General features: G+C 72.2%; 15 protein-coding genes. 3 read left to right on the forward strand and 12 right to left on the reverse strand.

Annotated elements, in window-relative coordinates:
* Positions 1 to 20 precede the first annotated feature (20 nt).
* From ACIHFB_RS17685 to ACIHFB_RS17695, 3 genes are all read right to left on the reverse strand, one after another.
* The gene (locus tag ACIHFB_RS17685) at positions 21 to 1,307 is read right to left on the reverse strand and encodes an aspartate aminotransferase family protein (protein WP_365273965.1); all 1,287 of its coding nucleotides are present in this window, start codon (positions 1,305 to 1,307) and stop codon (positions 21 to 23) included.
* Positions 1,304 to 2,146 carry a nitrilase-related carbon-nitrogen hydrolase gene (locus ACIHFB_RS17690; protein WP_400127271.1) on the reverse strand — a complete coding sequence of 281 codons (843 nt, stop codon included), beginning with the start codon at positions 2,144 to 2,146 and terminating at the stop codon, positions 1,304 to 1,306. Before ACIHFB_RS17690 ends, ACIHFB_RS17685 begins: the two co-directional genes overlap by 4 nt.
* A 179-nt stretch (positions 2,147 to 2,325) precedes the next feature.
* Positions 2,326 to 4,521, reverse strand: coding sequence for a hypothetical protein (locus tag ACIHFB_RS17695; protein ID WP_400127272.1), 2,196 nt, complete (start codon positions 4,519 to 4,521; stop codon positions 2,326 to 2,328).
* Positions 4,522 to 4,916: 395 nt separating this feature from the next.
* On the opposite strand from ACIHFB_RS17695, the gene ACIHFB_RS17700 reads away from it, so the two are divergent.
* Positions 4,917 to 7,451, forward strand: a complete 2,535-nt coding sequence (locus ACIHFB_RS17700; protein ID WP_365273974.1) for an ATP-dependent Clp protease ATP-binding subunit — start codon at positions 4,917 to 4,919, stop codon at positions 7,449 to 7,451.
* A gap of 30 nt (positions 7,452 to 7,481) precedes the next feature.
* Here the strand turns inward: ACIHFB_RS17700 and ggt are convergent, their stop codons facing one another.
* Positions 7,482 to 9,284 carry a gamma-glutamyltransferase gene (gene ggt / locus ACIHFB_RS17705; RefSeq protein WP_400127273.1) on the reverse strand — a complete coding sequence of 601 codons (1,803 nt, stop codon included), beginning with the start codon at positions 9,282 to 9,284 and terminating at the stop codon, positions 7,482 to 7,484.
* A gap of 105 nt (positions 9,285 to 9,389) precedes the next feature.
* On the opposite strand from ggt, the gene ACIHFB_RS17710 reads away from it, so the two are divergent.
* Positions 9,390 to 10,148, forward strand: coding sequence for a hypothetical protein (locus ACIHFB_RS17710; protein ID WP_365273980.1), 759 nt, complete (start codon positions 9,390 to 9,392; stop codon positions 10,146 to 10,148).
* Between the two features lie 196 nt (positions 10,149 to 10,344).
* Here ACIHFB_RS17710 and ACIHFB_RS17715 read toward each other — a convergent pair whose 3' ends face one another.
* Positions 10,345 to 11,088: an amino acid ABC transporter ATP-binding protein gene (locus ACIHFB_RS17715; RefSeq protein WP_400127274.1), complete on the reverse strand. Its 744-nt coding sequence runs from the start codon at positions 11,086 to 11,088 to the stop codon at positions 10,345 to 10,347.
* A 124-nt stretch (positions 11,089 to 11,212) separates the two neighbouring features.
* On the reverse strand, positions 11,213 to 11,620 hold the full coding sequence (locus ACIHFB_RS17720; protein ID WP_365273986.1) for a DUF6278 family protein: 408 nt from the start codon (positions 11,618 to 11,620) through the stop codon (positions 11,213 to 11,215).
* 202 nt (positions 11,621 to 11,822) lie between these two features.
* Between ACIHFB_RS17720 and ACIHFB_RS17725 the strand changes: the two genes are divergently transcribed.
* Positions 11,823 to 13,601, forward strand: a complete 1,779-nt coding sequence (locus ACIHFB_RS17725) for an SGNH/GDSL hydrolase family protein (RefSeq protein ID WP_400127275.1) — start codon at positions 11,823 to 11,825, stop codon at positions 13,599 to 13,601.
* Between the two features lie 87 nt (positions 13,602 to 13,688).
* Here ACIHFB_RS17725 and ACIHFB_RS17730 read toward each other — a convergent pair whose 3' ends face one another.
* From ACIHFB_RS17730 to ACIHFB_RS17755, 6 genes are all read right to left on the reverse strand, one after another.
* Positions 13,689 to 14,468, reverse strand: a complete 780-nt coding sequence (locus ACIHFB_RS17730; RefSeq protein ID WP_365273992.1) for an exodeoxyribonuclease III — start codon at positions 14,466 to 14,468, stop codon at positions 13,689 to 13,691.
* A gap of 45 nt (positions 14,469 to 14,513) precedes the next feature.
* A complete protein-coding gene (locus tag ACIHFB_RS17735; protein ID WP_400127276.1) occupies positions 14,514 to 15,149 on the reverse strand; it encodes an MBL fold metallo-hydrolase in 636 nt (211 codons plus the stop codon).
* Between the two features lie 82 nt (positions 15,150 to 15,231).
* Positions 15,232 to 16,527 carry a 4-carboxymuconolactone decarboxylase gene (pcaC, locus tag ACIHFB_RS17740; RefSeq protein WP_400127277.1) on the reverse strand — a complete coding sequence of 432 codons (1,296 nt, stop codon included), beginning with the start codon at positions 16,525 to 16,527 and terminating at the stop codon, positions 15,232 to 15,234.
* 137 nt (positions 16,528 to 16,664) lie between these two features.
* Positions 16,665 to 17,648 (reverse strand): hypothetical protein, encoded by a 984-nt coding sequence (locus ACIHFB_RS17745; RefSeq protein ID WP_400127278.1) that lies wholly within the window; start codon positions 17,646 to 17,648, stop codon positions 16,665 to 16,667.
* Positions 17,649 to 17,769: 121 nt separating this feature from the next.
* Entirely contained in the window at positions 17,770 to 20,034 is a 2,265-nt protein-coding gene (locus ACIHFB_RS17750; protein WP_400127279.1) for an SWIM zinc finger family protein, read from the reverse strand.
* A complete protein-coding gene (locus ACIHFB_RS17755) occupies positions 20,031 to 22,865 on the reverse strand; it encodes a DEAD/DEAH box helicase (protein WP_365274003.1) in 2,835 nt (944 codons plus the stop codon). Before ACIHFB_RS17755 ends, ACIHFB_RS17750 begins: the two co-directional genes overlap by 4 nt.
* Positions 22,866 to 22,913 lie beyond the last annotated feature (48 nt).

The following is a 22,913-nucleotide window of genomic DNA, read 5'->3' on the forward strand; positions in this document are numbered from 1 at the left end:
ATCCCTTGCTCGGGTCCGTGCTACCGGGTGCTCCTCAGAGCGTGTTCGAGGATCGCGGCGCCCTCCTCGGCCTCCGCGACCGTCAGGGACAGTGGCGGGGCGACGCGCAGGGCGCTGGTGTTGTGGCCGCCGCCCTTGCCGATGAGCAGCCCGCCCGCGCGGGCCGCCTCCAGCACGGCGCCGGCGGCCTCCGGGTCGGCCTGGTCCGTTCCGGGCTTGACCAGCTCGATGCCGAGCATCAGCCCGCGGCCACGCACCTCCCGTACGCCGGGAACCTGCGCCGCGACCGCCCGCAGCCGCTCGATGAGCAGTCCGCCGACCCGCCGGGCGTTGCCCTGGAGGTCGTGCTCCAGCAGATACGTCAGGTTCGCGAGCCCCGCGGCCATGGTGATCTGAGTGCCGCCGAACGTCGAAATGGAGTTGGAGTCCAGGCAGTTCATGATCTCGCCGCGGGCGACGACGCCGCCGATGGACATGCCGTTGCCGATGCCCTTGGCGAAGGTGAGGATGTCGGGCGGACCGCTCCGGGAGTGTGCCTGCCAGCCCCAGAAGTGATCGCCGGTGCGGCCCCAGCCGGTCTGCACCTCGTCGGCGATCCACAGGATGCCGCGCTCGCCGAGCACCTCGCGGAAGGCGGCGTACAGGCCGTCCGGCGGGGAGGTGAAGCCGCCGACGCCCTGGATCGGTTCGGCGATCAGTGCGGCGGGCGGACGGGTGTGGCCGAGGAGGTCCTTGAGGTCCTCGACGCACGCCGCGATGAACTCGCTGTCACTGAGTGAGGCGTAGGGACCTCGGGTGCGGACGCCGCCGTGGACGTACAGCGTCTGAAGCGGGGACAGCGAGGTCGGGGACCAGCCGCGGTTGCCGGTGATGCCGACCGAGCTGAAGGAGCGGCCGTGGTAACTGTTGCGCATGGCCAGGATGGTGTTGCTGCGGCGGTACGTGGTCGCCAGCAGCAGCGCGGTGTCGTTGGCCTCCGTGCCCGACGTGGTGAAGAAGACGCGGGCGTCCGGGATGCCGGACAACTGGGCGATCCGCTCGGCCAGTTCGACCATCGGCCGGTTGAGGTACAGGGTGGACGAGTGGATGATCCGCCCGGCCTGTTCGCTCACCGCCTTGGTGATCTCGGGGAGGGCGTGCGCGGTCATGGTGGTGAGGATGCCGCCGAAGAAGTCGAGGTAGCGGTTGCCCGCGGCGTCCCAGACGTACCGTCCCTCGCCGTGCGTGATCTCCAGCGGGTCCTCGTAGTAGAGGGCGAGCCAGTCGGGCAGGACGGCACGGTGGCGCCCCAGCAGGTCCTTGGTCACGGCTGCACCAGCCCTTCGTAGGCGTCGGGCCGACGGTCCCGGTAGAAGGCCCACTGTTGCCGCACCTCTTCGATCAGGTCGAAGTCGAGGTCGCGGACGACGAGTTCCTCGCCCTTGTCGCTTGCCGCCTCCCCCACGAACTGGCCGCGCGGGTCGACGAAGTACGACGTCCCGTAGAAGTCGTTGTCCCCGTACTCCTCCTGCCCGACCCGGTTGATCGCGGCGATGAAGTACTCGTTGGCGACGGCGGCCGCGGGCTGCTCCAGCTGCCAGAGGTAGGCGGACAGACCGCGCGAGGTGGCGGACGGGTTGTAGACCAACTGGGCGCCGTTCAGGCCGAGTTGTCGCCAGCCCTCCGGGAAGTGGCGGTCGTAGCAGATATAGACGCCGATCTTGCCGACGGCGGTCTCGAAGACCGGCCAGCCGACGTTGCCGGGCTTGAAGTAGTACTTCTCCCAGAAGCCCTTGACCTGCGGGATGTGGTGCTTGCGGTACTTGCCGAGGAAGGTGCCGTCGGCGTCGATCACGGCCGCGGTGTTGTAGTAGAAACCGGACTGCTCGACCTCGAAGACCGGGACGACGATCACCATGCCGGTCTCGCGCGCGAGCTCCTGCATCCGGCGCACGGTCGGCCCGTCGGGTACCGGCTCGGCCCAGCGGTAGTGCTCGGGCTCCTGGACCTGGCAGAAGTAGGGCGCGTTGAAGACTTCCTGGAAGCCGATGATCTTGGCGCCCCGGCGAGCCGCCTCCCGGGCGTACTCCTCGTGTTTCGCCACCATGGACTCGGTGTCGCCGGTCCAGGTGGCCTGGACCAGGGCGGCACGAACGACGTTGGCCATGAGCTGCTCCTTCGACGGGACGTCAGAGCCTCTACGCCCGTAGATACTGCCGTAGAGGGTCGAAAGTAAGCCTCGGGAACAGCCTTGCCAAGACCATCGTCGTTAACCCGCTGAGTCGATCACGTTTCACACTCCCGCGGGTGAGTCAGATGGCCGACCGGTCCGTACTGGTGTGCATGTCAGGCGGCAAAACCGGCCACGCGGAGGGCGTGGACCAGGTCCCAGTGGCGCTCCTCGGACACCCCGCGAGCGGCCTCCAGCAGCAGCGGCACGAGGTGCCCCGGGTCGGGCTCGACGCTGCGGGCGGCCTCCTCCGGGGTGCGGACCCTGACGTACGCGTCCAGCAGCGCACGGATCTCGCGCCGCCGCCCCTCGCCGGCCAGCCCGAGCACGGCCTGTCCGATCTCCACGGCGGGCCGCGCCACGCCCTGGCGCAGGATCTGCTCCCCGTCCGCCGTCCGCCCCGCCGCGACCAGCGCGTCGGCCGCGGCGACCAGCCGGTCGGCGGGCAGCGAGGCCGCCTCCCACAGCAGCGTCGCCCAGTCGGCGCCGAGCCCGGCCCGCTGCATCTCGGCGGCGAGCAGCGGAATCCGGGCGGCGGGCCAGTACGCGGCCTCCACCAGCAGCGCATGCGCCTCGCCACTCCGGCCCTCGCCCCGCAGCCGCGCCAGCATCCCGACGGTCCCGGCGACCTCCCGCCGCGCCTCCACGTCCACCGGCTGCTCGGCCTGCGCTTCCGGCACCGCCTCCGCGGCCCCGGCGAACCGGGCCCCACGCGGGGTACGGCCGCCTGCCGCGGGCGGCTCCGGCAGCACCGGTACGACGGCCTCCGGCGGTACGACGACGGGAACGGCCTCTTCCTCGACCATCCCGGCGAACCGGGCACCGCCACGACGCCGCTTGCGCTGCTTGGGCGCGGGCTGTTGCGAGCCGGGGTCGACCTCCTGCGAGGCAGGACCTCCGGGATGCCGGACATCGCCTTGCGCCGGGTTCACGTGCTGGACGGGGCCGGACTCGTATTCGGGCTCGGGGACGGGTCCCGGCTCGGGGAGGAGTCCCGGCTCCGGTCCAAGTCCAGGATCGGGGCCGAGCCGACCCTCGGGGTCCTGCGGTCCGTACGCGGGGTCCGCGGAGTGTGTGGTGCGCTGCTGCGGCATGCGTCGGGGCGAGGATTGCGCCGAGGCGCCGGGAGAATCGCCGTACTGCGCGAACACGTCGTCGCGGGCACCGCTTCCGCCGCCGTACGCACCACGCCGACGCGCCTCCGCGGCCTCGCCGTACGCCCTGTGCGTACCGCTCCCTGCGGCATCACCGTGAGCGTCTCTCGCGACCTCGCCGTGGGCGCCGCGCGCACCGGCCCCCGCGCCGGAGCCGTAGGTGCCCCGCGTACCAGCCCCCGCGGCCTCGCCGTACGCGCCCCGGGCGCCGGCCCCCGCGCCAGGGCCGTAGGCGCCCCGCGTACCGGCTCCCTCGCCCTCGACGTGAGCGTCCCCTCGACCGGCCCCCGTAGCCTCGCCGTAAGCGCCGCGCGCAGGCGCCCCCGCGTCACGGCCGTAGGCGCCCCGCTGACCTGCCCCTGCACCCTCGCCGTAGGCGCCCTGCGCGCCTGCCCCCGCAGCCTCGCCATAGGCGCCCCGAGTCGGCGCCCCCGCGCCAGGGTCGTGCGCGTCCTGCGCGCCCGCCACCGCGTCAGAGCCGTAGACGCCCTGCTGACCCGCCCTCGCGCCAGTGCCGTAAGCACCCCGAGGGCCGGCCCCCGCGCCATCACTCCCATCACTCTGAGCGCCGCGCGCACCCGCCCCCGCAGCCTCGCCGTAAGCCCGTTGCCCGCCGCCCCGGTGGATCGTCTGCGCCGGGGCGCCGACCGATCTGTCGTCCAGCTCCGCGATGCGGGACCGGAGTTCGGTGCATCGGGCGGTTGCCCGTTCGTGGTCGTCGCGGGCCCAGGCGAGGTCGAGGCGGAGGGCGTCGGCCTGTTCGCGGGTGGGGGCGGAGGCGAGCAACCGGCCCAGTTCGGCCTGTCGTTCGGCCGCGTACCGCTGTTCGCGGAGCATGACGTCCAGCCGGTCTCCGAGGGCGTCACGGGCGCCGGGCCGGGCGTCGTGGGCGTTGAGCGCGGCGGCGTGCAGGGAGCGGGCCTGTTCCTTCTCAGGAGCGGCGAACTCGGGGCCGTAGTCGGCGGCGAGATCCTGTAGGAGCGCCTCCATCACGTCCCAGGGCGGGATCTCGCGCCCGTCGATACAGGCCTGCATGCCGTCGGGGTCGCGCTGCCAGAACACCGCGCACCAGCCGGCGCCCTGATCCAGGCGCGCCAGCAGACCGTCCAGGTAGTTCGCGAACTCCCGCATCCGACCCGGGAGTTGATCCACAGTCATCGCTCAACTCCCGCCAGACCGGAACACTCCGGTCCGTAAGGCAACACCAGCCGTGTTACGGGAGCGCTACAGGGAGTTTTCCGCGGGTGAGCAGGAGCCTCCTTGTACAGGAGTTGTGCCGGTGACCGAATCCGAAAACCGCTCTGCGAACGCGGGACCGGCTCGCCACGGTGACGAAGGCCCGCGTCGGGCTCCTGCCGGAGTTCGAGACAGCCCCCGCATCCTCAGAGAACGGCTGGGCAGTGCCGCTCCGCCACCGCGGGCCCGCGGTGGACACGACGGACCCGCGGCCGCCCCACCACGCCACGCCCCCGGACCGCACGCGCCCAAAATGCCGCCGCACAACGACCGTGCCAAGGTGGTAGGAACGCGCGCCCCAGCGGAACGGAACTGCGATGACCACCGGCTTCCCCGGCCCGGAGGGCAACGGCGACCCCCTGAGCGAATTCCTCGCCCGCTTCTTCGGCGGCCCACGCCCCGCCCCCCGCCAGATCGACATCGGCCGCCTGCTGAGCCCACCGGCCCGTGAACTGGTCCGCGGAGCGGCGGCGTACGCCGCCGAGCACGGCAGCCGCGATCTGGACACCCAGCACCTGCTGCGCGCCGCGCTCTCCAGCGAGCCCACCCGCAGCCTGCTCTCCAGGGCCGGCGCGGATCCCGACTCGCTCGCGACGGAGATCGACGAGCGCTCGGGCCCGGTCCAGCACCCGCCGGAGGAGGCGCCGCCGCCCACGGCGCTGTCCCTCACCCCGGCCGTCAAGCGCGCACTGCTGGACGCGCACGAGCTGGCCCGGGCGGGCGGAACCGGTTACATCGGCCCGGAGCATGTGCTCAGCGCGCTGGCCGCGAACCCGGACTCGGCCGCCGGCCATATCCTCAACGCGGCCCGCTTCGCCCCCACCGGCCTGCCACCGGAGTCCCCGGACACCACGCAGCCCCGCACCGAAGGGCCGCGCAGCACGGGCACCCCGACCCTGGACAAGTACGGCCGCGATCTCACCGACCTGGCCCGTCAGGGCCGGATCGACCCGGTGATCGGACGGGACGAGGAGATCGAGCAGACCATCGAGGTTCTCTCCCGGCGCGGCAAGAACAACCCCGTGCTGATCGGCGACGCCGGCGTCGGCAAGACCGCCGTCGTGGAGGGCCTGGCCCAGCGCATCGCCGACGGCGACGTGCCGGACGTCCTCGGCGGGCGCCGGGTCGTGGCACTGGACCTGACCGGTGTGGTCGCGGGCACCCGTTACCGGGGCGACTTCGAGGAGCGGATGCAGAACATCGTGGGCGAGATCGGCTCCCACTCCGACCAACTGATCGTCTTCATCGACGAGTTGCACACCGTGGTCGGTGCCGGAGGAGGCGGCGAGGGCGGCGGCTCGATGGACGCCGGCAACATCCTCAAGCCCGCGCTGGCCCGCGGCGAGCTGCACATCGTGGGTGCGACGACCCTGGAGGAGTACCGCAGGATCGAGAAGGACGCGGCGCTCTCCCGCCGCTTCCAGCCGATCCTGGTGCCGGAGCCGACCCCCGCGGACGCGATCGAGATCCTGCGCGGCCTGCGCGACCGCTACGAGGCCCACCACCAGGTCCGCTACACCGACGAGGCCCTGGTGGCGGCCGTGGAGCTGTCCGACCGCTATCTCACCGACCGCAGGCTGCCGGACAAGGCGATCGACCTCATCGACCAGGCGGGCGCCCGGGTGCGGCTGCGGGCCCGGACGAAGGGCACGGACGTACGGGCCCTGGAGCGCGAGGCCGAGCAGCTCACCCGGGACAAGGACCAGGCCGTCGCGGACGAGAGCTACGAGCAGGCCATGCAGCTGCGCGACCGGATCGGCGAGCTGAAGCAGCGGATCGCCGAGACCGGGGACGGCAAGGCCGACGAGGGACAGGATCTGGAGGTCACCGCGGAGGCGATCGCCGAGGTGGTGTCCCGGCAGACCGGCATCCCGGTGAGCAGTCTCACCGAGGAGGAGAAGGACCGTCTGCTCGGCCTGGAGCAGCATCTGCACCAGCGGGTCGTCGGCCAGGACGAGGCGGTCCGGGTGGTCTCGGACGCGGTGATGCGCTCCCGGGCCGGACTCGCCAGCCCGGACCGGCCGATCGGCAGCTTCCTCTTCCTCGGCCCGACCGGCGTCGGCAAGACCGAGCTGGCCCGGGCGCTGGCCGAGGTCCTGTTCGGCAGCGAGGAGCGGATGGTCCGGCTGGACATGAGCGAGTACCAGGAACGGCACACCGTCAGCCGCCTGGTCGGCGCCCCGCCCGGCTATGTCGGCCACGACGAGGCCGGCCAGCTCACCGAAGTGGTCCGCCGGCACCCGTACTCGCTCCTCCTCCTCGACGAGGTGGAGAAGGCGCACCCGGACGTCTTCAACATCCTTCTCCAGGTCCTGGACGACGGACGGCTGACCGACTCGCAGGGCCGCACGGTCGACTTCACCAACGCGGTCATCGTGATGACCAGCAACCTGGGCTCCGAGGCGATCACCCGGCGCGGCGCGGGCATCGGCTTCGGGGCGGGCGGCGCCGAGGCCGACGAGGAGGCGCGCCGCGAGCAGATCCTGCGTCCGCTGCGCGAACACTTCCGGCCGGAGTTCCTCAACCGCATCGACGAGATCGTCGTCTTCCGCCAGCTCACCGCGGAGCAGCTGCACCAGATCACCAACCTGCTGCTGGACCGCACCCGCCGGCTGCTGCACGCCCAGGGCGTCGCCGTCGAGTTCACCGAGGCGGCCGTGGACTGGCTGGCCCGTCAGGGCTATCAGCCGGAGTACGGCGCAAGGCCGTTGCGCCGCACCATCCAGCGAGAGGTCGACAACCAGCTCTCGCGGCTGCTCCTCGACGGCCGGCTCAAGGACGGCGACCGGCTGACGGTCGACACGGAGGCCGACCGCCTGACGTTCCGGAACCGATCAGCCGACCGCGCCTGAGGAACCGCGCGTCCACGCACCCACAGACGGCTACGGCGCCGGGTACACCACTTGCGCCGACCCCCCGCCCCGCCGCACGGTCTCGGCCGCCGCCAGCCATTTCCCGCCCGGCAACCGCTGCACACCGGTGGCCGCCCCGATCTCGGGGTTGAGTCTGAACGAGTGCCCGATGGCCTCCAGCTGCGTCTGCAACTCACTGCCGTACAGCCCGGGTTCGAGCTCGGTCTGCGCGGCGTTCCGCTGACTGGCCCGCGGCGCCGCGATCGCGTCGACGAGCGGCAGCCCCCGGTCCAGGAAACCGGTCAGCGTCTGGAGGACGGTCGTGATGATGGTCGCGCCGCCGGGCGAACCGAGCGCGACGACGGGCTTGTTGTACTTGTCCAGCACGATCGTCGGCGAGATCGACGACCGCGGCCGCTTGCCCGGACCGGGCAGGTTCGGGTCGTGGACCGCCGGGTTGGCCGGGGTGAAGGAGAAGTCCGTCAGCTCGTTGTTGAGGATGAACCCGCGCCCGGGCACCGTGATGCCGCTGCCGCCGGTCTGCTCGATGGTGAGCGTGTAGGAGACGACGTTCCCCCACTTGTCGGCCACCGTCAGATGCGTGGTGTTCTCGCCCTCGTACGTCGTGTCGGCCGCCGTGCCTCCGGCACCGCACTCCGCCGGATCACTCGGGTCGCCGGGCGCGAGCGGGCTGGTGAGTACGGCGTCGTCCTTGATGAGGCACGCCCGCGAGTCGGCGTACCGCTGCGACAGCAGTTCCTTCGTCGGTACGTCTTCGAAGGCGGGGTCGCCGACCCAGCGCCCGCGGTCCGCGAACGCGATCCGGCTCGCCTCGATGTAGCGGTGCAGGTACTGCACCTCGCTGACCTTCGAAAGGTCGGTCCCCTCAAGGATGTTGAGGGCTTCACCGACCGTCGTGCCGCCGGAGGAGGAGGGCGCGATCGAGTAGACGCCGAGGCCGCGGTACGAGGTCTTCGTGGGCGCCTGGAGCTTGGCGCGGTAGGCCGCGAGGTCCTTGGCGGACAGCTCGCCCGGGCGGGCGTTCCAGCCCGAACCGGGGTCCACGGGCGGGTTGTTCACGGTGCGGACGATGTCCTCGGCGAGGTCGCCGCGGTAGAGGGCCTTGACGCCCTTCCTGCCCAGCTCCTCGTAGGTCCGGGCGAGGTCGGGGTTCTTGAAGGTGGAGCCGACGACCGGGAGTCGGCCGTCGGGCAGGAACAGCTCGGCCGTGTCGGGGAAGTAGCGGAACCGGGTCTCGTTCGACGCGGTCTGGGCGCGGAAGGTGTCGTCGACGGTGAAGCCGTCGCGGGCCAGGCGCTCGGCGGGCTTGAGCAGGGTCGCGAGCTTGGTGCTGCCCCACTGGTCCAGTGCCGTGCTCCAGGTGGCGGGTGTGCCCGGGGTGCCGACGGCGAGGCCGCTGCTGACGGCGTCGGCGAAGGCGAGCGGCTTCCCGTTCTCGACGAAGAGCTGGGAGTCGGCGGTCAGCGGCGCGGTCTCACGGCCGTCAATGGTGTGCACCGTACGGGACTTGGCGTCGTAGTAGACGAAGTAGCCGCCTCCGCCGATGCCGGAGGAGTAGGGCTCGGTGACGCCGAGCGCGGCGGCGGTGGCGACGGCCGCGTCGACCGCGTTGCCGCCCTTGCGCAGGACCTCGATACCGGCGGCGGAGGCGTCCGCGTCGACGCTCGCTACGGCGCCGCCGTAGCCGACGGCGACCGGAACCTTCTCGACGGAGTCACTCTGCCGGGCGGGGGGCGCCGTGGCCCCCACCGAGGCGACGACGGCGGCCGAGACCGCCAGGACCGTGAGTTTCCGCGCGGCAGGGCGACGCATCCGCACCTCCAGTCAGGGGCTGTTCGCGCAGCTTAATCCATTGCCATGGCCTCGTCAGGACCATGTCGAACACGGGTTTGCCCGCGCCCGCTAGCATGCGCGCCCATGAATGACGACGTGCGCAACATCGTTCTGGGCGTGATCGCGGCCGGCCTCAGTGCCGCGCTCGGCTGGCTCGCCCGTACCTACCTGTGGAGGCGCAGACTCCGCCGGAAGCAGGCCTTCTTCGGGCTGCCCGACAACTCCGAGTCGCTGCTGGTGGTGAACCGCGAGGCGGGCGGGCCGGAACTCACCGTGATGCGGCACGACGTGTTCGCGCTCCTCGAACTGGCCGCGCTCATCAAGGACTGCAACGCCCACGCCCAGGTCGTCGCGCACGACGCGGCCCAGCAGGGCTTCGGCGAGCGCACCGAGTTCTGTGTGGGCGGACCGGCGTCGAATCGCCGTATGGCCGCCCATCTGCACTCCCTGCTGCCGGGCATACGGGTCAATGTCGACGCCGAACCCGGCCCCGACCGCGGCGCCTTCCAGATCGGCAGCGAGCGCTACCGGCTGGATCCGGGCAAGGGCGAGTATGTGCTCCTGGCCCGGCTCACCGCCGGTCAGCGGCGGGAGGCGCGGCCGGTGTTCCTGTTCTGCGGCCAGCGCGCGATCACCAACCAGGCGGCGTCCCGCTATCTCGCCCGCAACCACGAGCGGCTGGCCCGCAAGCACGGCAACAACTCCTTCGTGCTGTTGCTGAAGGTCGTCAACTCGCAGGCGTACGGGCCGGACGTCGTCGAGCTGGTCGCCGATGTGACCCGGGCGGCGGAAACCGCGTTGCCGGCACCGGTGGCCGCACGCAATTCCCACCGTGCCTCCTGAGCCCCACCGGGCACGACCACGGTCGCGGTCGAGGTGCCCCGCATCGAGAACAACCCGTCCGGCGCGCAGCTGACCTTCTCCTCGCCGGCGAACGACCCGTCGTACGTGTCGTTTCCGCCGCGCGAGCAGTGATCTCCGGCTGCCGCCGGGCGGGCTTGGTTCTGCGGCTGCTGCCCCCTGGGCAGCGCTCCCCCGCTCAGTGCGTGAGGATCTTGGAGAGGAAGTCCCGGGCGCGGTCGCTGTGCGGATCGGTGAAGAACTCGTCGGGAACGCGGTCCTCGATGATCCGGCCGTCGGACATGAACACGACGCGATTGGCGGCGGAGCGGGCGAAGCCCATCTCATGGGTGACGACGACCATGGTCATCCCCTCGCTCGCCAGTTGACGCATGACCTCCAGGACCTCGTTGATCATCTCCGGGTCGAGGGCCGAGGTCGGCTCGTCGAACAGAAGCGCCTTGGGATCCATGGCGAGGGCGCGGGCGATGGCCACGCGTTGCTGCTGACCGCCGGAGAGCTGCGCCGGGAACTTGGCCGCCTGGTCGGCGAGTCCGACGCGGTCGAGCAGCTGACGGGAGCGTGTGTCGGCGTCCTCCTTCTTGCGCCCGCGGACCTTGACCTGGCCCAGCGAGACGTTCTCCAGAACCGTCTTGTGGGCGAAGAGATTGAACGACTGGAAGACCATGCCGACATCGGCACGGAGCCTTGCAAGATCCCTGCCCTCCTCGGGCAGCGCCCTGCCGTCGAGGTTGATCGTGCCGGAGGCGATGGTCTCCAGCCGGTTGATCGCCCTGCACAGTGTCGACTTGCCCGACCCCGACGGGCCGATGACCACGACCACCTCCCCCTTGCCGACGGTGAGGTTGATGTCCTGTAGGACATGCAGCTCCCCGTAGTACTTGTTGACGTCACGCAGTTCGATCAGCGGATCGACAGCCATTCGCAGCCCTACTCACTCTCAGCTGTGTCGTGGTTGCCGCAAACTATCCAGACAAGAGTGGACTTAATGCACGACACGCACTTTTCGGGCATTAGCCGTATTTACCTTGAATTGGTCCAGTGATTCATGCCTCCGCGACCTCCGCATACAGCTGGGACAGCTCGGGAACCCCGCTGGACGCCCACTCCTGGCCGGAGGCGACGACATCGAACTCACGGCCCGAGGCGAGTCTGATCACCGGCTGGCCGTTGGGCCAGATCTCCCACGCGGCACCGGGCACGGTGCGCACGATGACGGTGCCCAGATACAGTCCGGCGTCGTTGCCGAGCCAGGGCAGGATCTCCGCGTCGTCCCGCCAACGCGGCACCAGCTGGTCGAGCGCCTCCAACGAGGCGGCCGAGTCGTCCAGTTGGACGCCCTCCCGGGACGCCTGGGAACGCAGCAGTTCACACTCGGAGAGGAGTTCGGCGATGCCCTCGGCGTCGGGGAACCCGGGCTTCTTGCTCCGGTCGCCCAGAAAAGGGATCTTCATACCTCCCAGCCTGTCATTCGCACCGCCGTACGCACCACAGGCGCGCGGACCCCGGATTGCAGCCGATTTCGCGCCGACTCGCGCCTGCCTCATTGACGTGTCACGGTCGTCTCCTTAGCTTCACGGTGCGTCCTCCGTCCCTTCTCTTCATGTCGTTTTCCTCGTGTGGTCCATGGTCTGGCTGTGATCGGGAGGAGCGGCCGTGCGCCGTCGGGTCCGGAGTTCTACGGTCGTCCTGGCGCTGTTCGCCTCTCTGGTCTGGGTCACCTCGGCGGGGGCCGCCACCAGGACCGGGGCCGAGTCGCTGCCGCTCGATCGCCTCTTCGACAACACCGCGGTCAGCGACGACGCCCGGCCGGGCGAGGCCGACTTCGACGGCACCGGCGCCTCCCTCTCCGCGCAGGACCTCACCGCCGCGGGCTGGACGCCCGGCCGCGCCCTCACCGTGCAGGGCGCCCGGCTGACCTGGCCGCACACTCGCGCGGGTGAGCCGGACAACGTACGGGCCGACGGCCAGTCGGTACGCGTCCGCGGCCGGGGCGACGCGCTCGCCTTCCTCGTGGCGGGCACGGACGGCGGCGACGTGAGCGGCGCGGGCACGGTGTCGTACACGAACGGCCAGGTCTCCGCCTACCGGCTGACCGCCCCCGACTGGCGCACCGGCCCGCTCGCGACCAAGGCCGTCGCACTGCCGCACCTCAACACGCCCGACGGTCAACTCGCGGAAAAGGCACGGCTGTACGTCGTGACGGTCCCGATCGCCGCGGGGCACGAGGTCGCTTCGGTACGGCTGCCCAGCGCGGCCGGGCTGCATGTGTTCGCGCTGTCCGTGCGGGCGGACACCCGGGGCTGGACCGGCAGTTGGGCGGCCTCGACGTCGGGCTATCCGGCGGTGGGGCCCTGGACGGACCGGACGCTGCGGCTGGTCGTGCACACCTCGGTGGGCGGGCCGCGGGTGCGGCTGCGCTTCGACAACACCTTCGCGGCGGCGCCGGTGCGGATCGGGAGCGCCACAGTGGCGGTACAGGCGGCGGGCGCCGGGGCGCGGGAGGTGCCGGTCCGGCTGTCCTTCCGGGGCACGGAGGGCGTCGAGATCCCGGCGGGGGCGCAGGCGTTCAGCGATCCGCTCGACTTCGACGTGCCCGTGGACGCCAATCTGCTGGTGAGCTTCCATCTGCCCGCAACGGTCGCTGCGGCGCCCGTGCACCGCCAGGCGCTTCAGCGGTCGTATGTCAGCGAGCCGGGCGACCACACGGCGGACGGCTCCCCGGCGGCGTACACCTCGGTCCTGACCGGCTGGCCGCTGCTGACGGGCGTCGATGTGGGCGGCGGGCCGGGGTCCGTGGTGCTGCTCGGGGACTCGATCACCGACGGCGACAAGTCGACGCAGGACGCGAACCGGCGCTGGCCCAATGTGCTGGCCACACGTCTGCTGGGCCAGCATGTGGTCCCGCACTATGGGGTGCTCAACCAGGGAATCTCGGCCAACCGTGTGATCGCCGACCGCTATCCCGGTGACGGCGTCTCCACGGACACCGGCGGGGTGAGCGCCCTGCACCGGTTCGACCGCGATGTCCTCGCGCAGACGTCGGCGCGTACGGCGGTGGTCTTCCAGGGCGTGAACGACGTGCGGTGGGGGGCCACGGCCCCGGAGGTGATCGACGGGCTGCGGGAGATCGCGGACCGGGGCCACGAGCGGGGGCTGCGGATGCTGGCGGCCACGATCGCGCCCTGCGAGGGTGAGGCGCTCTGCACGGCCGCGGACGCGGAACGCTCCGCGGTCAACGCGTGGATCCGGAATTCCGGGGTGTTCGACGGAGTGCTCGACTTCGATGCGGTGCTGCGTGACCCGGGCCATCCCGCGCGTATGCTTCCCGGCTACGACAGTGGGGATCATCTGCATCCGGGGGACGCGGGGTTGGCGGCGCTGGCGGAGTCGGTGGACTTGCGTCTGCTGAGCGCTCCGCTGGGGGCGCGGTGATTTAACCCGCGGGCCGGTGGGGGCTGGGCGCGCAGTTCCCCGCGCCCCTTTCGGGGCGCCCCACGCCGGCGGAATTGGTCAGACCCGCTACACGTCCAGGTCCACTACCACCGGCGCATGATCCGAGGCGCCCTTGCCCTTGCGCTCCTCGCGGTCCACGTACGCGTCCTTGACCGCCTTTGAGAACGGCTCGTTGCCGTACACCAGGTCGATGCGCATACCGCGGTTCTTGGGGAAGCCGAGCTGGCGGTAGTCCCAGTACGTGAACGGGTGGTCGTACTTCAGGGGGCGCGGGACCACGTCCGACAGGCCGGCCTCGCGCAGGGAGGCCAGGGCCGCGCGCTCGGCGGGGGTGACGTGGGTGGCGCCCTCGAAGGCGGCCCGGTCGTAGACGTCGTCGTCGGTCGGGGCCACGTTGTAGTCGCCCAGCACCGCGAACGGCCGGCTGCCGGCGGCGTCGCCCGCGACGGCCGCCTTCAGGGCCTCGAACCACTGGAGCTTGTAGGCGTAGTGGGGGTGGTCCACCTCGCGGCCGTTCGGCACGTACACCGACCAGACGCGGATCGGGCCGCAGGTCGCGGAGAGGGCGCGGGGCTCGACCACGTCGTCGAAACCGGGGTCGCCGGGCAGGCCCTTGACGACGTCCTCGATGCCTACGCGGGAGAGCACCGCCACGCCGTTCCACCGGCCGGTCGCGTGGACCGCCGATTCGTAGCCGAGCTCGCGCAGCTGGTCGGACGGGAACTGGTCCTCGGCGACCTTGGCCTCCTGGAGGCAGAGCACGTCGGTGCCGCTGCTCTCCAGCCAGGCCAGGAGCCTCGGCAGGCGGGCGGTGATCGAGTTCACGTTCCAGGTCGCGATGCGCATGCCGAACAACCTACCGGGCGGGTCTGACAATGCGGCCCGGGGTTCTCAGACCTCCGCGGACTCTCCGGGAGTGAGCCGCCGGTGGTCCGAGCCGCCGAGGGCGCCGATCTGGTTGTCGTAGATCGGGCGGGCCAGGTCGGTGAGCAGGGCGTCGTGGATGTCGTACGCGCGCTGCGGCTCGACTTCGCGGACGTAGTCGATGACCTCGGAGATCTTGCTCCACGGGGCCATGACCGGGAGCATCAGCGTCTCCACGGCGTGGTCGGGGACGGTGAGCGCGTCGCCGGGGTGGAAGACGCGGCCGCCGTCGATCAGGTAGCCGACGTTGGTGATGCGCGGGATGTCCGGGTGGATCACGGCGTGCAGTTCGCCGTGGACCTGGACGTCGAAACCTGCGGCGGTGAAGGCGTCGCCGTGGCCGACGGTGTGCACCCGGCCCGGGAACGCGGTCGAGATCCTGTCCGCGACCGACTTGAGGGTCCAGATCTCCGCGGCCGGGTTGGCGTCCATGGCCGACCGCAACCGCGCCTCGTCGAAGTGGTCGGGGTGCTCGTGCGTGACGAGGATCGCGTCCGCGCCGGCCGCTGCGTCCTCCTCGCTGAACATCCCCGGATCGAGGACCAGCGTCCGCCCGTCCTTCTCCAGGCGGATACAGGCGTGCGACTTCTTCGTGAGCTTCATGACACCATCCTGCCCCTCACGCACGGAGGCCGGGCGGCTGGGACTGGTGCTGTCGCTGCCCGTCTGACGATCACCGGGCCGCTCAGTCCGTGGGGGTCGTCTCCTCACGGATGACCTGCTGGGCCACCTTGAACGCGCTGTTCGCGGCCGGCACACCGCAGTAGACGGCCGCCTGCAGCAGCACTTCCTTGATCTCTACGGGGGTGAGGCCGTTGCGCAGGGCGGCCCGGGTGTGGAAGACGAGTTCGTCCAGGTGGCCGCCCGCGACCAGGGCGGTCAGCGTGACGCAGCTGCGCGCCCGTCTGTCGAGGCCGGGCCGGTCCCAGATCTCGCCCCACGCATACCGGGTGATGAACTCCTGGAAGTCCCCGGAGAACTCGTCGGCCTGCGCCAGCGCCCGGTCGACATGCGCGTCGCCGAGTACCTCGCGGCGCACCTTGAGCCCGGCCTCGTACGGATCCGGCCGGCCCGCGGACTGCGGCCCCACGACCGCCGGGGCGATCTCGGCGATGGGCGCGGGCTGCGGCGGTGCGGCCAGCACCGGCTTGACCGGGGGCGCCTGGATGGCCATCTGGCCGGTGGCGGAGTCGAAGGCGGGCTGCCAGGCGGTGGAGAAGTGCCGGACCAGCAGGTCGGTGACGGCGGCGGGCTGTTCGACGGGCACCAGATGGGAGGCGCCCGGGACCACCGCGAGTCGCGCGTCCGGTATGCCGGCGACCAGGGTGCGGGCCTCGGCGGGACCGGTGACCTGGTCGTCCGAGCCGACGAGCACGAGGGTGGGGACGCCGACGCGGCCGAGTTCCGGCCGGACGTCGAAGGAGGCGAGCGCCTCACAGGCGGCTATGTAGCAGCCGGGGTCGGTGGTGCGCACCATCTGCACCGCCCATTCCGTTATGGCGGGCTGGGCGGCGGCGAACCCGCTGGTGAACCAGCGCTCGGGAGCCATACGGGCGATGGGGTCGAGACCGTTCGTACGTACGATCACCCCCCGCTGCCGGAACTCGTCCGCCGTGCCGAAGCGCGGCGAGGCGGCGATCAGCCCGAGCGAGGCGAGACGCTCCGGGTGCCGCAGGGCCAGCTCGACACCGACGGCGCCGCCGAGCGCGCAGCCCGCATAGCCGAAGCGCTGCACGCCGAGTCCGTCGAGCGTCACGAGCAGCCGGTCGGTCAGCTCGGCGACCGAGCCCGCCGGGTACGCCGGAGCGCCGCCGTGGCCCGGCAGATCGAACCGGAAGACGCGCCACTGCTTCGTCAGCTCGGGGACCTGCCTGTCCCACATGTGCCAGGTGGTGCCGAGCGAGGGGCCGAGGATGAGGACCGGGGCGTCTTCCGGGCCGTCGAACCGGTACTGGAGGGCGGGGGTCTTCGTCTCACTCACCGCTCCACGCTAACCGCCCTTTCTGAGCGTCGACCCCCTGGACCCCAAGTCCTCACACCTGACTCCCGCACATCAGCGAGGAACCCTCACACCGCCTTCACCGGATGCCCGTCGCTGCGCCGGGGACCGGACCCGGCTCAGCCGCGGATGGTGACCCCGAACCGGGTCCGCATCCGCCGCAGCTCCCACAGCGAGACGGCGGTCACGGACAGCGGCCCGCCGAGCAGGGAGAAGAACTGGACGATCGGCGGGCCCTGCGGCGTGCCGCTGTCGATCAGCTGGAAGATCGCGAGCACCCACACCAGCACCACGGTGACCACCGGCGGCAGCATCGGATGGACGTGGGCGGTGTTGAAGGCGCTGCGCGCGGAGTACAGCGACGCCAGGAAGAAGTAGGGCAGTCCCCAGAAGATCGCCACGATCAGCACGCCACCGACCACGCCGACCTGCCAGCCGTGCAGGCTCTCGAGGAATCCGGGCCGGCCCGCCCAGTAGATGACCCCGCCGAGGACGACCAGGCTCAGCAGATACCAGCCCACCGCCTTGAGCGGGGCACCGAGCCGGGAGCGCATGTGCGGCCGCAGGTGCGGGGGCGCGTAGAAGATGAAGCCGAGGATGACCAGCGGTCCGGCGACGATCAGCAGGAACGGCGCGATGATCGCGTTGCCGAGGCCGCTGGTCGCCGCGTCCTCCCACCGGTCCTCCTCCACACCGTAGGCGAGGACCAGGGCCGCGGTGGCGGCGAGGCCGAGCACCGTACGGGCGATCTGGACGCGGTCCACGGTGCGGTCCACGATCCGTCCGTCGCCGTCCTGCACGAAGAGCCGGGTGGCGACGCGGTGCGCGGAGCGGAGGATGAGGTAGACCGGCGAGAGGAACCACAGACGATAGCGGCGGCGGGGCGCGCGAACGGGTGCCGGGGCCGGCGGGCCGTAGGGATACGGATGCGGCTGTGGATACGGGTTCGGCGGGGGCGGGCCGTAGGGACCGCCCCCGGGCGGAGGCCCGTAGGGGTTGTTGCTCGGGGGCCCGGGCGGCGGGCCCCAACCCTGGTTGCCGCCCGGTCCGTTGCCGCCGGACTGTCCCGGGCCCGTTGCCGGACCCCATCCCCCCGTTGCCATGCCTCTCCCCCGGTTGATTCTCGGTCAGTTGTCGTCGTCGCAGGGCGACATCGCGGCAGTGTAGTGGCTGTTGGGGCGACGTCCACAAGGTCGTTCCCAACCCACACGAACTTGAAGCGCGTCAGCCTTCCGCCGAGGCACCCAGGCCCGTCAGGGCGCCGACCGGGTCGAGGTCGGGGGTGCCGCGTGGCCACCAGTCGTCGTGGTCGGGCTCCGACTCGTACGGGTACCAGAGTCCGTCGCGGCCCAGGCGGAGCTGGACGTGGCCGCGGGGGTGGGTGAGGCGGTTGCGCCAGGGCCGGAAGGCCGGGAGGTCGGCGGCGAGAAGCAGCGGGCGCGCCCTGTCGAAGCGTCCGGCGGGTGGATCCCAGGGCTCTTCCAGGACGGCGAGGCCCTCCAGGCCGCCCTGGCGCCAGGCGGCGACCGCTCGGGCCAGTTCGGGCTGGGTGCGGCCGGCGGCGGAGGCCAGGGAGGAGTAGAGGGCACGGGTGGCGGCGGTGAGGCCGGAGCCGGGGCGAGCCGCCGCGAGCCGGACCGCGTCCTGCCACAGGGTCAGTTCGGCGACCGGGTCGCGGCCGCTGCTGAGCAGGGCGTGGGCCCGGGCGGCGGCGTCCGTGGCCAGTTGGTCCAGCGCGAAGGGGTCCGGGCCGCCGGGCGCCCCCGCGTAGACCGGGGGCTGCTCGGGATGCGGGGGCGTGGGCAACGGAGCGGGCAGGGGCGGGAGTCGGCGGGCGGCGAGGGCGTCGGTGGCGCGCACGCCCGGCAGCTGTGCCGGTTCCCGCTCCTGGGCGGTGCGGGCCGCGCGGGCGGCGCTGCGACGGGACAGGGCGTCGAGCAGCTCGCGTTCACCGCGGCCACGCAGCAGAAGCAGGACGAAGGGGTCTGCGTCGAGCAGGCGGGCGGTCTGGTAGCAGAGGGCGGCCGCGTGCTTGCAGGGGTGACCGCGATCGGGGCAGCTGCAGTGCGGGTCCAGTTCGCCGGGTCCGGGCAGCAGACGGACACCGCAGTCGGCCAGGGACTCGGGCAGCTCCTTGTCGAGCAACGCGGCGATGTGGCCCGGCCGGTCGGCAGCGGCATCCAGGAAGCGCGCCCAGTCCTCGTCGGCGAGCGTCCGCAGCCGCACCTGCACCCGGTACGGCCGAGGCCGACTGCCCCGCACATATGCGAGCACCAGTCCCGGAGTCACCGTGATGGCATCGACATGCCCCTGTCCTGCGTAACCCCGCCCCCGGGCCAGCCGCTTGGGATCCAACGCACCCCCTTCCAGCGCAGCCACCCAGGCATTGCCCCACCAGGTCTCCGCGAAGCCGGCGTGGTCCGGTGAGCGAGGGGCGAAGGCCGCGAACGTACGCCGGAGTTCACTGTCGCGTCCGGGGGCGGCCATGGTTCGGGGTACCTGAGGGGCGGCGGGGGCGGTGAGGTCGGCGGGCACGGCGGGCACGGATTCTGAGCCACTGCCGGAGGGTGCGCTGGAGGCGTGCTCGTGCGCTGAAGTCATGGATGGGTCCAGGGGCGGGTCCATGGACGGCATCCGAAATGCGTCGGCGAGCAACTCCCGTACGTCACGGCCCCGGAGGTCGGCTGCGCCGCTCCCTGCGGCCTGTCGAGCCTGGGTACCGGTCGAGACCGGTCGGCGCGTCCGACGCCTGCGCTCGCGCTCCCCGCTCCCTTCCCGGGTCTGGGCCTGCCGTTTCTCCCCGAGGGCCGCGCGCAGCACCTCACGGGCGGCATCGGCGGGACGCCCAGGCGGCGGGTCGGATGCGGGGGCGGACGGGTTCGAGGCGGGCGTCGCATCTGCGGTGCCGGGGCGGTCCGTTCCGTCACCGGGATCGCCGCCGGCGGCGACCGCACGGCGCAGCGCCGCACGGGCAGCGTCACCCGGCCGGGCCCCTGAACGCCCACCGACGTCCGGCCCCGGCTCCTCACCGGCAGACACTTCCTGCAAGCCCTCGGAGCCCCCCGCCTCCCCCTTCTCTCGTTCCCGCGCGGCTCGCAGCGCCCGGCGAGCCACGTCGGCCGGACGGGCCTCGCCAGCCGGACGGGCCTCGTCGGCCGGACGGCCCTCTTCGGACGGGTGTGCCTCGACAGACGGGTGTGCCTCCACAGACGGGTGTGCCTCGGCAGACGGGCGGGCCCCGTCAGCCCGCCGCGCCCCGTCGCCCGCTCGGCCCTCCACCGCCGGGCGGGCGTCCACGGACCGGTGTGCCTCGACGACCGGGCGAGCCACGTCAGCCGGACGGCCCCCGGGGCCCGGGCGAGCCACGTCGGATCCGGCCGGTTCCCCCTGCACCGGCGCCCGGTCGTTGCCCCGCTCGTCCCCGAGCTCCGGTACGGGCACGTCGCCCTCCGCCTCGCCCGCACTGCCCCGCGCCACCGGCCCCGTCATGACTCCCTCCGCAGCGACACGAGGTCGGAGAGCTGGCGGTCCGTCAGTTCTGTGAGGGCCGATTCGCCGGAGCCGAGGATGGCGTCGGCCAACGCCCGCTTGGATTCAAGCATTTCGGCGATGCGGTCCTCGATGGTGCCCTCGGTGATGAGGCGGTGGACCTGGACGGGCTGGGTCTGGCCGATGCGGTAGGCGCGGTCGGTGGCCTGTTCCTCGACGGCAGGGTTCCACCAGCGGTCGAAGTGGACGACATGGCCGGCGCGGGTGAGGTTCAGACCGGTGCCGGCCGCTTTCAGGGACAGGATCAGGACCGGGGTCGCGCCGCTCTGGAAGCGGTCTACCATCCGCTCCCGCTCGGGCACGGGCGTGCCGCCGTGCAGGAGGTCCACCGGGACCGCTCGGGTGGCCAGATGGGAGGTGATCAGACGGGCCATCCCGACGTACTGCGTGAAGACCAGCGCCGAGCCGTCCTCCGCGAGCAGGGTGTCCAACAGCTCGTCCAGCAGGGCCAGTTTGCCGGAGCGCACGGCTTGGCCGTCGCCCCGGACGTCCTCCTTCAGATACAGCGCCGGGTGGTTGCAGATCTGCTTCAGCGAGGTCAGCAGTTTCAGCACCAGGCCACGCCGGGCGATCCCCTGCGCGGTCTCGATGGCCAGCATCGACTCGCGCACCACCGCCTCGTACAGCGAGGCCTGCTCCCGGGTGAGCGGAACGGGATGGTCCGTCTCGGTCTTGGGCGGAAGCTCGGGAACGATGCCGGGGTCGGACTTCTTGCGGCGCAGCAGGAAGGGCCGGACCAGACGGGCCAGACGCTCCACGGCCTCCTCGTCCTCGCCGTTCTCCACGGCGCGCGCGTGCCGGGCCCGGAAGGACTTCAGGGGTCCGAGCAGTCCCGGTGTCGTCCAGTCCAGCAGCGCCCACAGCTCGGAGAGGTTGTTCTCCACCGGCGTGCCGGTCAGGGCGACACGCGCCGGGGTCGGGATCGTGCGCAGGGCCTTCGCCGTGGCCGAGTACGGGTTCTTCACATGCTGCGCCTCGTCCGCGACGACCATCCCCCAGGCCTGCTGGGCCAGCGTCGGCGCCGCCGAGCGCATCGTGCCGTACGTCGTGAGGACGAAGCCGCCGTCCAGGTCGTCCAGGGTGCGGTCGGGGCCGTGGAAGCGGCGGACGGGGACACCGGGCGCGAAACGGGTGATCTCCCGCTGCCAGTTGCCGAGCAGGGAGGCCGGGCAGATCACCAGGGTGGGCTCACTGCGGGCGCGCTTGAGATGCAGGGCGATCAGCGTGATCGTCTTGCCGAGGCCCATGTCGTCGGCGAGGCAGCCGCCGAGGCCGAGCGAGGTCATGAGGTCGAGCCAGGCCAGGCCGCGGAGTTGGTAGTCGCGCAGCCGTGCCCGCAGCCCCGGCGGCGGCTCGACGGGCCGCACGCCCGCCGTCAGCCGGTCGCGCAGTGCGGCCAGCGCGCCGACCGGCACCGCCTCCACCGACTCGCCGTCGACGTCCGCGCTGCCGGTGAGCGCGACGGACAGCGCGTCGACCGGGTCGAGCAGGCCCAGTTCGCGCTTGCGCGCTTTGCGGACGAGCGCCGGGTCGACGAGGACCCACTGGTCCCTCAGCCGCACCACGGGCCGGTGGGCCTCGGCGAGGGCGTCCATCTCGGCCTCGGTGAGCGGGTCGCCGCCGAGCGCCAACTGCCAGCGGAACTGGAGGAGTTCCTCGCTCTCGAAAAAGCCGGTGCCGTCGGTCGCCGAGCCCGGCGCGGGTCGTACGACCGCTGCGGCGGTGAGGTCCTGCGCCAGGTCCCGCGGCCAGTGCACGGCGACTCCGGCCGCGGCGAGCCGGGTGGCCGTGGCGCCGAGCAGATCGCCCAACTCCTCCTCGGTCAGGGCGAGTACGTCGGGCACGTCCTGTTCGGCGAGCCGGTGGAGCGACGGCCAGACACGGGCCGCGCGGCGCACGGCGAGGGCCGCGTCCACCCGCGCGCGTGGACCGAACGCCGCATCCGCCTCCCCCGCCCACAGGGCGGCCGCGTCGACGACGAGGGTGGGGTCGGCGAGGCTGTGCACCTGGACGATCGCCGCGCCCGCGCTGCGCACCCCCTCGCCCTCGTCGAACAGCTCGTACGCGGACAGGTCCAGCCGGAGCGAGATCCGCACGCCCGCGTCCATGCCGGCGGCGACCTCCGCGGCCCAGTCATGGGCGTCCGGCAGCAGCTGGGGGCGGCGGTCCGCGAAGGGCCTGCCCGAGGTGTACGGCGCGGCGGGGGTGCGGGGCAGGGTGTCCGCGACCGCGTCGAGGAAGGACCGCATCAGCGCTTCCGGTTCGGGCAGCCGAATCGGGCCGGGACCGGGCAGCGGCACCGCATGTCCCTCGGGCGGAAGCGCCGCAGCCACCGCGCGCAGGTGCGCGATGTCGTCCGGCGCCAGGGGGCCCGCCCGCCAGGCGTCGTGCCCGGACGGGGTCAGTCCGGGCAGCAGGCGTCCGCGGGCCGTGAGCCGCAGCGCGTGCAGTGCGGCGGCGCCCCAGCAGGCGGTGGCCGGGTGGGCGGCGGGGTCGCGCCGCGCCCGCACGAGCAGCGGCAGTGCCTCGTCGACCGGCAGGGACAGGGCGGGGGCGGGCCTGCGCCGCACTCCGGCACCATGACGTCGTACGACGGTGAGTTCCGTACGACCGATGCCGTCGGCGCCGGAGAGGTCGACGCCGGTGTCGCCCTCGGGATCCCAGAAGGCGATCCGGCCCTCGCGCGGGACGGGCGCGGGCAGGAAGACGGCCGCGAGCCGGAGGGGGACGGACTCCCCCGCTCGGTCGGCCACAGAAGTCGGCTCGCTCATACGTACTGTCACCTCCCGCCCGTGAGTCGGATCAGACGTCTTCGACTC

The sequence above is a fragment of the Streptomyces sp. NPDC051963 genome (genome assembly GCF_044593495.1).
Lineage (GTDB): Bacteria > Actinomycetota > Actinomycetes > Streptomycetales > Streptomycetaceae > Streptomyces.